The organism is Bradyrhizobium sp. 62B, from assembly GCF_030272265.2.
Lineage (GTDB): Bacteria > Pseudomonadota > Alphaproteobacteria > Rhizobiales > Xanthobacteraceae > Bradyrhizobium.
This window is the reverse complement of sequence record NZ_CP092841.2, coordinates 6,862,327-6,874,649: the sequence shown is the minus strand read 5'-3', so window position 1 is coordinate 6,874,649 and position 12,323 is coordinate 6,862,327. Positions and strand designations below refer to the sequence as shown.

Below are 12,323 nucleotides of genomic sequence, written 5' to 3'. Positions count from 1 at the left end.
ATATGAAGACGATGCTTAAGACGATCCTTGCGGCCGCCCTTGCGCTGTCCGCCACCCCCTTCGTTGCCCGGGCCGACAGCTGGAGCAGCTACCGGATTCCCGAGTCGGGGACCTCCGTCGACATTCCCGTCGCGATTTTCACGGAAATGGCCGGCAAGCCCGACGGCTATGGCCAGCAGTTTCGCACGTCCGACGGCAGGGCCGATCTCACCGTCCAGGCCGTTTCCAACAGGCAGGGTCTTTCACCGGCGCAATTCCTGGCCAGGAAGGATCCGCCCTCCGGTATCGTCTATAAGCGGATCACGCCGAATTTCTTCGTGGTCTCCAGCATCAAGCGCGACAAGATCTGGTACGACCGCTGCAATTTTACGCGCGGCTATGTGCACTGTGTGCTGGTCAATTATCCCGCGGCCGAGAAGCGGCAATGGGACCGGGTCGTCACACGGATCAGCCACAGCCTGAGCGGCGGGTGAGCAGGCTCGAAGAAAAAAGCTGCCCGGTCGAGCCGGGCAGCAGGTCGTGAGGATTAGCGCGAGGTCGTTGACGTCGTCGACATGGTCGGCTTCGAGCCCGGCACATGCGACATCGTCTTGGTGGTCGAGCCGACCTGCTCGCCGGCCTTGACCTGGGTGCGCGTATGCGAGCGGCTGAACGTGCCGCCGTCATGGGCCTGCGCCCGGGCGTTGGAGTTCATCACGGGGCCGTTGCCCTTGTTCGTGCTGACGCCGGTCTGCGTCTTGCCGTCGACGGCCGCTGCGCTTCCGCCGGCGGCGATCGACGAGCCGGTATTGCCTGTCGCCGAGGTCGAGGTGCCGCCGGTGCCGACCGTGGAGGCGGAGGTGCCGCCCGCCGCGGCCGAGCCGGCGCTTCCGCCCGTGACACTCTTCTGGGCGAGAACCGGTGAAGCGGCGGCGAGCAGCAATGCGACCGCCGAGGTCGTAAGCAGGGTTTTCATGTTTCAATCCTCTCGGTGAATCTTATGGGGATGACGTCGAGATCGTGCAGCCGTTGACGGTGATGGTGCTGGCGCTGGTGGTGCCAGGACCGCCCGCCGTCGACGAGGAGCTTGAGACGCTGCCGCCGCCCGCCTGTACGTGCACGGACGATCCGCCCGCCGAGCTCGAGCTCGACAGCGAACCGCTCGACGCGGTTGATCCGGTGGTGCCTGAACCCGATGAGCCGACCGCGCTGATGCTGCCGTCGGCATGTTTTTCGACCGTGACCTTGCAGGTCTCGCCCGATGCCGTCTTGCCTGTCTTTTCCACGGTCGCCGCCTGAGCAGCGCCGGTCATCAAGGCCAACACTGCGATCGCTTTGATTGATCTGTTCATGCGAGTTCTCCTCCAACAAAGACGAAGGAGCGGCATCGCTGCCGCTCCCCGGTCAAGGCATCAATTCTTGTCCTTCTTCATCTCGTCCTTGTGGTGGCCTTTGCCCTTTTCCATGCCCATGTCGCTGGCGTGACCCGCAGACGAGCCGGCCGCGCCGACCGTCGAGCCGCTCTTGCCGTCGCCGGCCGACGAACCGCCGGTGCCGACGGTCGATGCGGAGTTGGAGCCGCTGCCCGCCGCCGAGCCGCCGGTGCCGACGCTGGACGAGCTCTTGCCGCCGCCGGCCGATGAACCACCGGTGCCGAGTGTCGAAGCCGAGCCGCTGCCTGAGCCGCTACCCGCCGCCGAGCCGCCCGTGCCCACGCTCGAGCTGCTGGTGCCGCCGCCGGCCGACGAGCCGCCGGTGCCGAGCGTCGAGGCCGAGCCCGACCCGCTGCCGCCTGCGGAAGATCCGCCGGTACCGACGGTCGAGCTGCTGGTGCCGCCGCCCGCCGACGAACCGCCGGTGCCGACGGTCGAGCTCGATTGCGCAACGGCGAGCGCCGTGCCGGCGAGCAGCGCGGCCGCAGCCGCAGAAAGCTTCAGGATCCTCATGTCGTTCTCCTCCAGGTTTTCAAAAACCAAATTGCCAAATCAGGCCCGGGATAAACTGGCAATCGCGCAAACGTTCCTGTGTCGGAAGACGCTGACACACAGATTCGTGCTCGTGCTGAGTTCCGCGGCGGCGCGGCCGCGCGCCGCGCTCGCTCATTCATTCGTTGTTCATCCGCGCTGAACGCTTGCGGAAACGAACGCGCCGTGCGCCGGGGCAGAGTTCAATTCTCTGAGAATGCGCCGACCATCACCTGGCGCTCGTAGGGCCGGCGGGCAGCGGTTGTACGCGCCGTTCGCTTCGCGCGAAAGCTCGTTGCTCGAACGGCGCTCGGCTGAGATGCGGGTGTGATCTTCGTTTCCGGCGTCTGCGGCGCCGCCATCGCAAACGCCTGGCTGGAATCGTCCCGCCGCTCGGTGGCAAGCAGGGGCGATGAGACCATGGTCGCGATCTCTGTGGACGTATCGAAGATGATCTTTTCGGGCCAGGCGCGTGCGGAGTGGATGCGGATGATGCTGCGGTCGACGCCGGGGCCTACGGAACTCTCGGCAAGCGGTGGCAGAGCGCGATCGAGTGCGAACAGCAGCGCGACGACGAATGCGCCTGCAAACAGAAAGTATCGAACGATGGGCATCAGGGAAGACCGCGGGGGGAATGAACAAGGTGCGATGACGCGGCGGGCCGCTCCTCCACGGCCCGCCGCTCGGGGCGTTAGTCGACCTCCTGGACGACCATGCGGGTCTCGGGATCGACCAGCATCACGTGGCTGCCCGAATAGACGTAGCGATACTTGGTGAGCGAAGGACCCCAGTCGCTCGGAACGGTCGCGAGCTCGACGTCGCGCGGCACCGGCGAGCCGATCACGATCTTCTCGCGCGTTTCGACGGGGCGGATCTTGTGCTCGGTGACGTAGGACCGGATCTTGGTGCGATATTCCGGCTCGATCTGCACCGCAGCGCCATGGCCGGCGCCGGTCGTGGTGACGACAGTGGTCTGGGCCATCGCGCTCGTCGACACGAGCAAAGCGGCGGCCGATATCAGTATGAATTTCTTCATCGCATTCTCCCTCGCCGCTGTGTGCGGCGCTGCAATGAACTCGCCATCTACCTGCCCGTTCCGCTGGCGAGGGAACGTTTGCCACTTTTTCCTGTTTTGATCGGTGGGAGCAGCTGATTGGAGGAGAGGAAAATGCCTGTGTTGATTCTCTGGGCCGTGCCCGCCATCCTGGTTGTCGGCGGCGGCATCTATCTCATTGGCCATATGCATTGAACGCGAAGGGCCCCGGTCTGTGACGGAAGAACCGGGGCCCGCGTCATCTGCCTGATTTGAAGTAGCCGAGGTTGCACCGACCATCATGCCGGTGGCAGCCTTTTTCGCGTTCGAGAGCAGCGGCTCGCCTTCGTAACGCAAGCTCACTTGTAATCTGCTTCACACGCAAACCCCGCCAATGACGTTAGATGAAGCAGGCCCCGCCTGCCGCGCGGCCCGGTTCGGAGCTGGCGATGATGGCTGCACTGGCAAGGGCAATATCCCGCGCGACGCGAACCAATGTCGACGTCGAAACTCTGAAGGTGCTGGCGATTTTTGCAGGCGCAGGCCTGCTGCTCTCCCTCGTTGCCGCGATGATCTACCAGCAGGCCGCGAACGCCGCCTTGTGGTGACATCACGGTCGTCGCAGCGCTTCGGCGAGCGAGCCGGTCAGATCAGGCGCACGAGGGACATCGCCCGGCATCATCGAATTGTCACCGTTTCGTCATTCGCTCTCTAACGATCGCTGGTCCTTTCGCCGCCCATGCGGCTGGCTAATTCGGCCTGCGAGAAGCCCTCCCGCAAGCGGCCCAGGGCGCGGCTCGCGTGAACAGGCTGAACGCACGGCAGTGCCTTAACGCCACCCCAACGCCGGCGCGACGTGCTTCAAAATCGCCTCGATCGCATGCGCGCAGTAATCGACGCCGAGCTGGTTCGGGATCGTCAGCAGCAACGTATCGGCTTCGGCGATGGCTTCGTCCTGCTTGAGCTGCTCGACCAGCACGTCAGGCTCCCCTGCATAGGAGCGGCCGAAGATCGCGCGGGTCTGCGGGTCGATGAAGCCGATCTGGTCCTCGCCGTCGCGCTCTCCGCCGAAATAGGCGCGGTCGCGATCGTTCATCAGTGCGAAGATGCTGCGGCTGACGGACACGCGGGGCTCGCGGGCGTGGCCGGCATCCTTCCACGCTGCGCGGTAGGTGCGGATTTGTGCGGCCTGCTGCACATGGAAGGCCTCGCCGGTCTCGTCGTTCTTCAGCGTCGAGCTCTGCAAATTCATGCCGAGCTTGGCCGCCCACATGGCGGTCGCATTCGAGCCGGCGCCCCACCAGATCCGCTCGCGCAGGCCTTGCGCATGCGGTTCGAGGCGCAAGAGGCCCGGCGGATTGGGAAACATCGGCCGCGGATTGGGCTCGGCAAAGCCTTCGCCGCGCAAGAGGTCGAGAAAGACTTCGGCGTGCCGCCGGCCCATGTCGGCATCGCTCTGGCCTTCGGCCGGCTGATAGCCGAAATAGCGCCAGCCATCGATCACCTGCTCGGGCGAGCCGCGGCTGATGCCGAGCTGCAGCCGCCCGCCGGCGATGAGGTCGGCGCTGCCGGCGTCCTCCACCATGTAGAGCGGGTTCTCGTAGCGCATGTCGATCACGGCCGTGCCGATCTCGATCGTGCTGGTCCTGGCGCCGACGGCCGCGAGCAGCGGAAAGGGCGAAGCCAGCTGCCGCGCGAAATGATGCACGCGGAAATAGGCACCGTCGGCCCCGAGCTGCTCGGCCGCAACCGCAAGCTCGATCGATTGCAGCAGCGTGTCGCCGGCGGAGCGGGTTTGCGATTGCGGCGAGGGCGTCCAGTGCCCAAAGGAGAGGAATCCGATCTTCTTCATGCGGGCAATTTAGGGATGATCGGAACAGTTTGCGAGACGTTGGCCGAGGGAAAGATGGCGACAATGCGTGTCGCCCGTAAGTGCCTCTTGAAGCAAGCAGGCCGGCTCGGCTGCTCGCGGAGTCCTCAGATTTCGCAGCGGGCCAAGTTCAGCGCTTTGAGCAAGCCGCCGAACGCCTTGAGCCGACAGGACTCGCTCTCGCTGGCGGCCTTTGCGCGCTGAACATTGGCTGTCCGCTTGACGACAGCTGCTTTTGGCTTGGGCTTGGGCTTGGGCTTGGGACGTTCGGCGCTGGCGACCGGCTTCGGCTTGTTTCGCTGACGGACGATCGGCGCCGGCGCGGACGAACCGACGTGGACGTCCTGCGGAGCAACGGGGGTGCCGACCGAAGTTGGCGCCATCGGCACCGCGCTGCTTACGGCGGCGACTTCGAGGCGATCCGCCTTCTCTAGCGCATCATGCGTAGCAGAGATGCCTATGCTTTCGGCAGGCGGCTGGATGATCGCGGCGGCGCGTCGCGGTGGGGCGCTCAGCTCCATGGCCGACAGCATTCCCACACTCAACAGGATGAGGAGGCCCAACAGCGCCATTCTCAGCATCACGCGCCTCTAACCCAAGTTAGCCCCCGCGGAAAATTCTCCGCGCCAATAAGGCAACTTTGACGGCGGCCGCCGACCTGCGGCGGATCATTTGCCGACAGGGTTAACGGCGGCGGTGATGATAGCTGGCGGGTCTTTCAGTTCGTCGAGTGGGAGCTGCGACCCATCGCTAGCGTTGACGCCGTGACGCTCCATGCCGGCGCAAGCCTGACCCGGGGGGCCGTGGCCGCGAGCGGTGATTATTTTTCGTTTTCTTCGGCTTGCTCCCGCTCCAGGGCACTGATCAGCTTCCCAATGCGCTGCGTGGTCGTGGGGCTTTTCGCAGCCCGCAGCAGGCGCTTGGATTGCTCTAAACGAGAAGCGATCTGCTCCTGGCGCGCCAATTGGTCTTCCATCATCTGTTGTCCTCCACAGAGGATGACGATTAGCAGGGCCAATGGTTCAGATCTGTTGCGTCAGCGCGCGTCGCTCCGCAGGATACCCGAGGCGCAGCAGCCACAGGAATGAGCAAGACCAAACGGCAGAGTTGAAAAACGGGAACAATATCTCGTTATGGTTGTTGTCATGCCGGATCCTCAGACGTGGCAGGGTCGACGACAAAAAGTCAGCAGAACAAAATGGTAGGACCTCTGTCATCCCTCGCGGCTTTCGTGCTCCTCGGAGCGTCGGTGATCGCTTTGCCGGCTTTTGCTCCAAAAGTGCAGGCGGATGAGCTTCAGGCACTGGCCAAAGGGGACCGGCTCGCAATCCAAGCCGCTTCATCGGATTGCTCAGCACAGGTCTGGCCGGACCTTACCACCTCCTGCTTGCGACACGCCGGTGCTGGAACGAAGATCCAGGAAGCTCGCCTCGTGACTGCCCGGCGATAGATCGGTCGTCCGTCAATCCGCTCGCCTGAGGGATCAGCCCAACCCTCCAGTGCTTCCGTCCGATCGACCTGGTCGTGATCGGACCGTCGCGCCGAGACGAGATACCGCTGACGCAGGCGAATTGGCTGGCCTTCTCCGCTCGAGAAGCGCAGCAATGGGTGCGGACGTCGGTCAAGGGCAATCGGCCTAGAGCATTGCGCGGGTGCCGAGACCGCTCGGGCCCGCCGAGAGAGAGCGAGATCACCATGTCGACAGATCCAATCCAGGTGCCGAACGTTCTCGTCGTGGAGGACGAGATGATCCTGCGGATGCGTGCGGTCGACATCGTGGAGGATGCCGGGTTCTGTCCCATAGAGGCGATCAATGCCGACGAGGCAATCTCGGTTCTGGAGTCCCGATCGGACATCTCGCTGCTGCTGACCGACATTCAGATGCCCGGCAGCATCGATGGCCTCAAGCTCGCCCATGCGGTGCACGAGCGCTGGCCCTCGATCAAGATCATTCTGGTGTCCGGCCAAGTGAAGCCGTCCGAGGCGGAACGGCCAGTGGACAGCAGGTTTTTCGGTAAACCGCTCAGTGTCGAGCAAATGATCACCGAGTTGCAGGCCATGGTCGGCGCGGGTGCTTTGCAGATCGTTCCGACGGCAGGCGACTGGACGCCAAGCAGGATATTTGACGCCGCGCGGACCGCTGCGCCCACCTCCCGGTCGGAGCAGGAGGCTTCCCTGTCTGCCGAGAACGACAGCCTTCGCTTGCTGCTCGAACAGGCCGAAATCGACGCACAGGCTATGATCGTTCAGGCCGGTATCGATGCCGAGCAGCGAAGCGCCGCAGACAAGTTGCAGAAGCTGATTCTCGGAGAGCTGCATCATCGCGTCAAGAACACGCTTGCCATGGTGAGTGCGATCGCGTCCCAGAGCTTCCGCGGAGCGCCGAGTATCGAGCATGGACAGAAGGCCATGGAGGGCAGGCTGCTCGCATTGGGGCGAGCCCATGATCTCTTGATGCAGGTGAGTTGGGCCGATGCGAGCCTGACCCACACGCTGAGTAGTGCAACGGAGCCCTACGACAGTCAGGGAGACCGACGCTTCCACTTCAATGGACCGGATATCCGGATTACCTCCGTCGCCGTCATTGCGCTTGCGATGACGTTCAACGAACTGTGCACCAACACCACCAAGTTCGGCGCGCTGTCGGTCCCGACAGGCCGCGTCGAGATTTCGTGGGCGATTGATGAGGCGAAGCAAAGGCTTCGCCTTGTCTGGACCGAAAGGGGCGGTCCCCCGGTCGAGCCGCCAACACGGCGGAGTTTCGGCACCCGGATGATGGGGTCTCTCGGTCAGCAACTGACCGGGCAGGTAAGCCTCGCATATGAACGGGACGGATTCGTTTACGCTTTGGACGTGCCACTCGGCTCGATCGCCACGGTCGCGTGAGCTGGCTTTTGTTCGAGCCGTGCGCGAGCTCTGTTGAAAGCGTCCTGGCTTCCTCAGCTGGGCCGGCGCTGCTTGGCTCGCCGATTGCCTGAGAATCAAACAAAAAGGCCGCGGTTTGCACCGCGGCCTGTTGAATCCACTCGCTTCGCCGCTCAGTAGGTGCCGATTCCGACACTTACGCCCGGAGCACGGAAGCCAACGCCGCTGCGTTCCTCATAGCCACGCCGCTCGATGTAGCGCTCACGCGGTGCATATCCGTAGGCATCGCGGCCTTCGCGGATGATGACGCGTCTTTCGCTGCGCTCGCGCCAGCACCGTCCGTCTTCGTTGCACACCATGCGAACGTTTTGAAGGTTGCTTTCCGGCGCGGACGACGTGCTGAGGGTAAGCGGAGCTGCCGAAGCAGCCGTTACCATGAGGGTGCCGGCTGCGGCCGCCAAGATTGTGAATATTCTCATGAAGTATCTCCTGAATGAAGCTTGTGTCAGTGAGCCAATGGACTCGAGGAACAATGGTTCCGTGAGCCCAAGAAGAAACTCCTGCGCGAAGAGAGTGTGTGTGTTCGCTTGGATCGGCTGCTTTCTTGAACACCGATGAATTCGATCTCCCGCAGATAACGCTTCGCAATCGGTTCATGTCCCGAGGCAGGATCGCTTCAGCGGTTGCATCCCTGCAGAGATGACAAAGCCGTGCCGCCTCACGCGTAGGCCACCCAACCGCGGAACGTGAAGCCGGTGTAGAACAGGGTCGGCTCGGAGAAGCCGGCCTCGCGCAGGACCGCCTCGTCCTGCGCGGGCGTGAGGATGTCCAGATGGTTGGTGACGGCGTCCCGCGCGGCTGCCGCCTTGTCGGGCTCGACGCCGGAGAAAGCGAGGAACGCGGAGTACCGCGACAGCCATCGCGGGCGTTCCTCCTCGCCGTCGGGCGCGCTCAAATGCGCGACCACGAAGGGCGCGCCCGGCTTGAGCCGTCGGCGGATTTCCGAGGCAATGCGGCGTCGCTCCGTGACGTCCACGAAGTGCAGGGTGAGCAGGCAGCTCGCACCGTCGAACGGCCCCTGCGGCGCGTCGTCGATATAGCCTTGATGAAGATGTGCGCGCGATGCGAGTGGGCCCAGGGTTTTCCGTGCGAGCGCCAGCATCGCCGCGGACGGATCCACGCCGTCGAAACGCCAGGCGGGCTGCGCCTGCGCAAACGTCTTCAACTCGAGGCCGCCGCCGGCGCCGAGCACGAGGATGCGCGCGTCGTCACGCGCGCGCTCGGCCAGCAGGATCGCCGCCATCGACAGCATGGAATTGTAGCCGGGAACGAAGCGCGGCGGTCCCTCGGTGTAAGTCGCCACGGCTTGCGGATCGGAGAACATATCTTGAATGCTGGTCATTGCGTTGTCCTTGGCTAGGCCGGCATCAGGCGTGATGTGCGCTGATGCCTTGAAGCTTGCGGGAGCCGAGGCGCTTGCGAAAATCCTCGCTCAGCATCGCCAGGGTCACCTCGCCGAGCCGCGACAGCAGCAGCGCTTCCGCATCGGCAAAGGCCTGATCGAGCGCGGCGTTGACGGCCTGCTCGACGAGGCAACCCGGCGCTTCCGTGCGGTTGCCTATCGCCAGGAGCGAGGGACTGCCAAGCGCGGCATAGACGTCGCGCAACGTCACCTTCGAGAGGTCGCACGCCAGCGTCCAGCCGCCGCCATGGCCTTTCTCGGAACGGACGTAACCGAGGTCGCGCAGGCCCGCCATGATGCGGCGGATCACCACGGGGTTGGTGTCCATGGCTTTCGCCAGCGTCTCGGACGTGAACGGGCCGGGGTGTTGCGTCATGTGCAAGAGTACATGGAGCACGCCGGACAGCCGGGAATCTCGTTTCATGTAACTTTATATGTTGCATGATGGCTCAAATGTCAATCGCTGCCGAGGCCCGATGACGTTCTCCCAATTTTGCTACGCGCTAACCCATTGATTCCGTTAATGCCGGCTACTGTGCATAGGGTTGTTTTCGGCTTTTTGTTTCGGCAGGCATGAAGACCGAGGCCGCCATGCCGATTTGTCACGGTGACGCCGTCGCGCGCCAGGACAACAATCAGCCAGGCACCGCGAGGACTTTTTGTCCGTCACCTCGCGCGGCGCCCGTTTTCATCCATCCATTTTTTTGGAGGCGCGTCATGCAGGTTTACAATGTGGTGAAATTCAAGGTGAAGCAGGGCGAGGAAGCTGCCTTCCTCGACGCGCACCGGAACGGCAAGGCGAAATGGCCGGGCCTCGAGCATGGCGTCATCATCAAGACCGGCGAGCAGACCTTCTGCCTGATCGGTACCTGGTCAAGTCAGGACGCGATGATCGCGGCGCGTCCGGCGATGATCAAGACGCTCGACAGTTTCAGGTCGGTGCTCGAGGACCAGGGCAACGGACGCGGCGTGACCGATGCGGTGTCGGGCGAGGTGGTGCTGGCTCTTTAGGAGCCGCGCCAACCGCTACTTCATGACCCGCAGGCCCTTGGTCGTGAACTTCTGCGCCTTGTCGCCCGGCCGCACCGGCCGCCGCGTGCCGGCGGCCTTGCCGGTGCCAGGCGGCTGGTGCGCGGGGACGAGCTGATGCGGCTGCGAGCCGATCAGGTCACGGCGCCCCATCTCGATCAAGGCCTCGCGCAGCACCGGCCAATTGTCGGGGTCGTGGTAGCGCAGGAAAGCCTTGTGCAGCCGGCGCTGGCGCAGGCCCTTGATCGCCTCGACCTTGTCGCTGCCGCCGTGGCGCACGCCGCGCAGCGGATTGACGCCGGTATGGTACATCGCGGTCGCCGTCGCCATCGGCGAGGGCAGGAAGGTCTGCACCTGGTCGGCGCGATAGCGGTTCTTCTTCAGCCACAGCGCGAGGTTCATCATGTCCTCGTCGGTCGTGCCCGGATGCGCCGCGATGAAATAGGGGATCAGGTAATATTTCTTGCCGGCGCGTTCGGCGGCTTCGTCGAACATCCGCTTGAACTTGTTGTAGGCGCCGATGCCCGGCTTCATCATCTTGTCGAGCGGGCCGCGCTCGGTATGCTCAGGCGCGATCTTCAAATAGCCGCCGACGTGATGGGTAACGAGCTCCTTGATGTATTCCGGGCTCTCGACCGCGAGGTCGTAGCGCACGCCGGAGGCGACCATCACCTTTTTGATGCCTTTGGTCTCGCGCACCTTGCGATAAAGCCTGATGAGGTCGTCATGCGAGGTGTTGAGGTTCGGGCAGATCTCGGGGAAGACGCAGGACGGCCGCCGGCACGCGGCTTCTACCTTCGGATCCTTGCAGGCCATCCGGTACATGTTGGCCGTGGGGCCGCCGATGTCGGAGATCACGCCGGTGAAGCCGGGCGTCTTGTCGCGGATTTTTTCGATCTCGCGCAAAATAGAACCTTCGGAGCGGTTCTGGATGATGCGGCCCTCGTGCTCGGTGATCGAGCAGAAGGTGCAGCCACCGAAACAGCCGCGCATGATCGTCACCGAGAACTTGATCATGTCCCAGGCCGGGATCTTCGCATCGCCATAGGACGGATGCGGCGCGCGGGCGTAGGGCAGATCGTAGACCGCGTCCATCTCCTCGCTGGTCAGGGGGATCGGCGGCGGGTTGAGCCAGAGGTCGCGGTCGCCATGGCGCTGCACCAGCGGCCGCGCATTGCCGGGGTTGCTCTCCCGATGCAGCACGCGTGAGGCCCGCGCATAGGCTTCCTTGTCCTGCTCGACCTGCTCCAGCGCCGGCAGCCGGATCACGGTCGCGCCCTTTTGGCGCGTCGCGCCCTCGTCGGCGGAATCGAGATCGTCGGCGTGCAGCTCGGTGTAATCCTCCGGGACTTTCCGGAACAGCGCGACGCCGCGGATGTCGTCGAGCGCGCGCGGCGCTTCACCCGCGGCGAGCCGCTGCGCGACTTCGACCACGGCGCGCTCGGCATTGCCGTACAGCAGGAGGTCTGCTTTGGCGTCGGCCAGCACCGAGCGGCGCACCTTGTCGGACCAATAGTCGTAATGCGCGATCCGGCGCAGCGAGGCCTCGATGCCGCCAAGCACGATCGGCACGTCCTTGAACGCCTCGCGGCAGCGCTGGGCGTAGACGACGGTGCAGCGGTCCGGCCGCTTGCCGCCTTCGCCGCCGGCCGTGTAGGCATCGTCGCTGCGGATGCGGCGGTCCGCCGTGTAGCGGTTGACCATGGAATCCATGTTGCCGCCGGTGACGCCGAAGAACACCTTTGGCTTGCCCAAGGCCTTGAACGGCTCGGCCGAATGCCAGTCCGGCTGCGAGATGATGCCGACCCGAAAACCCTGCGCCTCCAGCAGGCGTCCGATGATCGCCATGCCGAAACTAGGATGGTCGACATAGGCGTCCCCGGTCACCAGCACGATGTCGCAGGCGTCCCAGCCGAGCGCGTCCATCTCGGCACGGCTCATGGGGAGGAACGGCGCCGGCTTGCGCTTTTGGGCGTGCGCCATCAAGGGCTTTGCGGCGGTGATGATCTGGGTGTCCATGGGGCGTAGGCATAGGACTCCGGGCCTGCGAATACAACCGACGGGCGCGTGAAAGATGGCGGTTCCCGAGCCGCCCCATGCGGTGCGTTAACGGGTTCGCGA

At 64.2% G+C, this 12,323-nt stretch carries 16 protein-coding genes; 5 read left to right on the top strand and 11 right to left on the bottom strand.

Annotated features, from left to right (window positions below; translation table 11 throughout):
• Positions 1-2 precede the first annotated feature (2 nt).
• Positions 3-473 carry a hypothetical protein gene (locus tag ML401_RS33000; RefSeq protein WP_376717327.1) on the top strand — a complete coding sequence of 157 codons (471 nt, stop codon included), beginning with the start codon at positions 3-5 and terminating at the stop codon, positions 471-473.
• 53 nt (positions 474-526) lie between these two features.
• Here the strand turns inward: ML401_RS33000 and ML401_RS32995 are convergent, their stop codons facing one another.
• The gene (locus ML401_RS32995; protein ID WP_285808239.1) at positions 527-955 is read right to left on the bottom strand and encodes a hypothetical protein; all 429 of its coding nucleotides are present in this window, start codon (positions 953-955) and stop codon (positions 527-529) included.
• Positions 956-999: 44 nt separating this feature from the next.
• On the opposite strand from ML401_RS32995, the gene ML401_RS32990 reads away from it, so the two are divergent.
• A complete protein-coding gene (locus ML401_RS32990) occupies positions 1,000-1,278 on the top strand; it encodes a hypothetical protein (RefSeq protein WP_285808238.1) in 279 nt (92 codons plus the stop codon).
• A gap of 113 nt (positions 1,279-1,391) precedes the next feature.
• Here ML401_RS32990 and ML401_RS32985 read toward each other — a convergent pair whose 3' ends face one another.
• From ML401_RS32985 to ML401_RS32975, 3 genes are all read right to left on the bottom strand, one after another.
• Positions 1,392-1,925 carry a hypothetical protein gene (locus ML401_RS32985; protein ID WP_371746207.1) on the bottom strand — a complete coding sequence of 178 codons (534 nt, stop codon included), beginning with the start codon at positions 1,923-1,925 and terminating at the stop codon, positions 1,392-1,394.
• Positions 1,926-2,146: 221 nt separating this feature from the next.
• Complete coding sequence (locus ML401_RS32980) at positions 2,147-2,557, bottom strand: hypothetical protein (RefSeq protein WP_285808236.1); 411 nt, start codon at positions 2,555-2,557, stop codon at positions 2,147-2,149.
• A gap of 77 nt (positions 2,558-2,634) precedes the next feature.
• Positions 2,635-2,979, bottom strand: a complete 345-nt coding sequence (locus ML401_RS32975; protein ID WP_194404737.1) for a DUF1236 domain-containing protein — start codon at positions 2,977-2,979, stop codon at positions 2,635-2,637.
• Between the two features lie 401 nt (positions 2,980-3,380).
• On the opposite strand from ML401_RS32975, the gene ML401_RS32970 reads away from it, so the two are divergent.
• On the top strand, positions 3,381-3,584 hold the full coding sequence (locus tag ML401_RS32970) for a hypothetical protein (protein WP_194408510.1): 204 nt from the start codon (positions 3,381-3,383) through the stop codon (positions 3,582-3,584).
• A gap of 221 nt (positions 3,585-3,805) precedes the next feature.
• Here the strand turns inward: ML401_RS32970 and ML401_RS32965 are convergent, their stop codons facing one another.
• The 3 genes from ML401_RS32965 to ML401_RS32955 all read right to left on the bottom strand — a co-directional run bounded on the left by ML401_RS32965 (position 3,806) and on the right by ML401_RS32955 (position 5,825).
• Positions 3,806-4,828 (bottom strand): LLM class flavin-dependent oxidoreductase, encoded by a 1,023-nt coding sequence (locus ML401_RS32965; RefSeq protein ID WP_285808232.1) that lies wholly within the window; start codon positions 4,826-4,828, stop codon positions 3,806-3,808.
• A gap of 125 nt (positions 4,829-4,953) precedes the next feature.
• The gene (locus tag ML401_RS32960) at positions 4,954-5,418 is read right to left on the bottom strand and encodes a hypothetical protein (protein WP_285808230.1); all 465 of its coding nucleotides are present in this window, start codon (positions 5,416-5,418) and stop codon (positions 4,954-4,956) included.
• A gap of 248 nt (positions 5,419-5,666) precedes the next feature.
• On the bottom strand, positions 5,667-5,825 hold the full coding sequence (locus ML401_RS32955) for a hypothetical protein (RefSeq protein ID WP_212065164.1): 159 nt from the start codon (positions 5,823-5,825) through the stop codon (positions 5,667-5,669).
• Positions 5,826-6,541: 716 nt separating this feature from the next.
• On the opposite strand from ML401_RS32955, the gene ML401_RS32950 reads away from it, so the two are divergent.
• Entirely contained in the window at positions 6,542-7,732 is a 1,191-nt protein-coding gene (locus tag ML401_RS32950; protein WP_212065165.1) for an HWE histidine kinase domain-containing protein, read from the top strand.
• Positions 7,733-7,884: 152 nt separating this feature from the next.
• On the opposite strand, the gene ML401_RS32945 is transcribed toward ML401_RS32950, so the two are convergent.
• The 3 genes from ML401_RS32945 to ML401_RS32935 form a co-directional block, all read right to left on the bottom strand.
• Positions 7,885-8,190, bottom strand: coding sequence for a hypothetical protein (locus ML401_RS32945; protein WP_285808225.1), 306 nt, complete (start codon positions 8,188-8,190; stop codon positions 7,885-7,887).
• Positions 8,191-8,429: 239 nt separating this feature from the next.
• Positions 8,430-9,113 (bottom strand): class I SAM-dependent methyltransferase, encoded by a 684-nt coding sequence (locus tag ML401_RS32940; RefSeq protein WP_285808223.1) that lies wholly within the window; start codon positions 9,111-9,113, stop codon positions 8,430-8,432.
• A gap of 25 nt (positions 9,114-9,138) precedes the next feature.
• A complete protein-coding gene (locus tag ML401_RS32935) occupies positions 9,139-9,597 on the bottom strand; it encodes an Rrf2 family transcriptional regulator (RefSeq protein ID WP_285808221.1) in 459 nt (152 codons plus the stop codon).
• Positions 9,598-9,890: 293 nt separating this feature from the next.
• Between ML401_RS32935 and ML401_RS32930 the strand changes: the two genes are divergently transcribed.
• Complete coding sequence (locus ML401_RS32930; RefSeq protein WP_259217863.1) at positions 9,891-10,184, top strand: DUF718 domain-containing protein; 294 nt, start codon at positions 9,891-9,893, stop codon at positions 10,182-10,184.
• A 15-nt stretch (positions 10,185-10,199) separates the two neighbouring features.
• On the opposite strand, the gene ML401_RS32925 is transcribed toward ML401_RS32930, so the two are convergent.
• The gene (locus ML401_RS32925) at positions 10,200-12,221 is read right to left on the bottom strand and encodes a YgiQ family radical SAM protein (protein ID WP_285808218.1); all 2,022 of its coding nucleotides are present in this window, start codon (positions 12,219-12,221) and stop codon (positions 10,200-10,202) included.
• Positions 12,222-12,323: the final 102 nt, after the last annotated feature.

Coding starts and splice junctions, on each gene's coding strand:
- ML401_RS32935 (WP_285808221.1), bottom strand. CDS start 9,597: ATGAAACGAGATTCCCGGCTGTCCGGCGTGCTCCATGTACTCTTGCAC.
- ML401_RS32975 (WP_194404737.1), bottom strand. CDS start 2,979: ATGAAGAAATTCATACTGATATCGGCCGCCGCTTTGCTCGTGTCGACG.
- ML401_RS32980 (WP_285808236.1), bottom strand. CDS start 2,557: ATGCCCATCGTTCGATACTTTCTGTTTGCAGGCGCATTCGTCGTCGCG.
- ML401_RS32960 (WP_285808230.1), bottom strand. CDS start 5,418: ATGGCGCTGTTGGGCCTCCTCATCCTGTTGAGTGTGGGAATGCTGTCG.
- ML401_RS33000 (WP_376717327.1), top strand. CDS start 3: ATGAAGACGATGCTTAAGACGATCCTTGCGGCCGCCCTTGCGCTGTCC.
- ML401_RS32970 (WP_194408510.1), top strand. CDS start 3,381: ATGAAGCAGGCCCCGCCTGCCGCGCGGCCCGGTTCGGAGCTGGCGATG.
- ML401_RS32930 (WP_259217863.1), top strand. CDS start 9,891: ATGCAGGTTTACAATGTGGTGAAATTCAAGGTGAAGCAGGGCGAGGAA.
- ML401_RS32995 (WP_285808239.1), bottom strand. CDS start 955: ATGAAAACCCTGCTTACGACCTCGGCGGTCGCATTGCTGCTCGCCGCC.
- ML401_RS32965 (WP_285808232.1), bottom strand. CDS start 4,828: ATGAAGAAGATCGGATTCCTCTCCTTTGGGCACTGGACGCCCTCGCCG.
- ML401_RS32950 (WP_212065165.1), top strand. CDS start 6,542: ATGTCGACAGATCCAATCCAGGTGCCGAACGTTCTCGTCGTGGAGGAC.
- ML401_RS32925 (WP_285808218.1), bottom strand. CDS start 12,221: ATGGACACCCAGATCATCACCGCCGCAAAGCCCTTGATGGCGCACGCC.
- ML401_RS32945 (WP_285808225.1), bottom strand. CDS start 8,190: ATGAGAATATTCACAATCTTGGCGGCCGCAGCCGGCACCCTCATGGTA.
- ML401_RS32955 (WP_212065164.1), bottom strand. CDS start 5,825: ATGATGGAAGACCAATTGGCGCGCCAGGAGCAGATCGCTTCTCGTTTA.
- ML401_RS32940 (WP_285808223.1), bottom strand. CDS start 9,113: ATGACCAGCATTCAAGATATGTTCTCCGATCCGCAAGCCGTGGCGACT.
- ML401_RS32985 (WP_371746207.1), bottom strand. CDS start 1,925: ATGAGGATCCTGAAGCTTTCTGCGGCTGCGGCCGCGCTGCTCGCCGGC.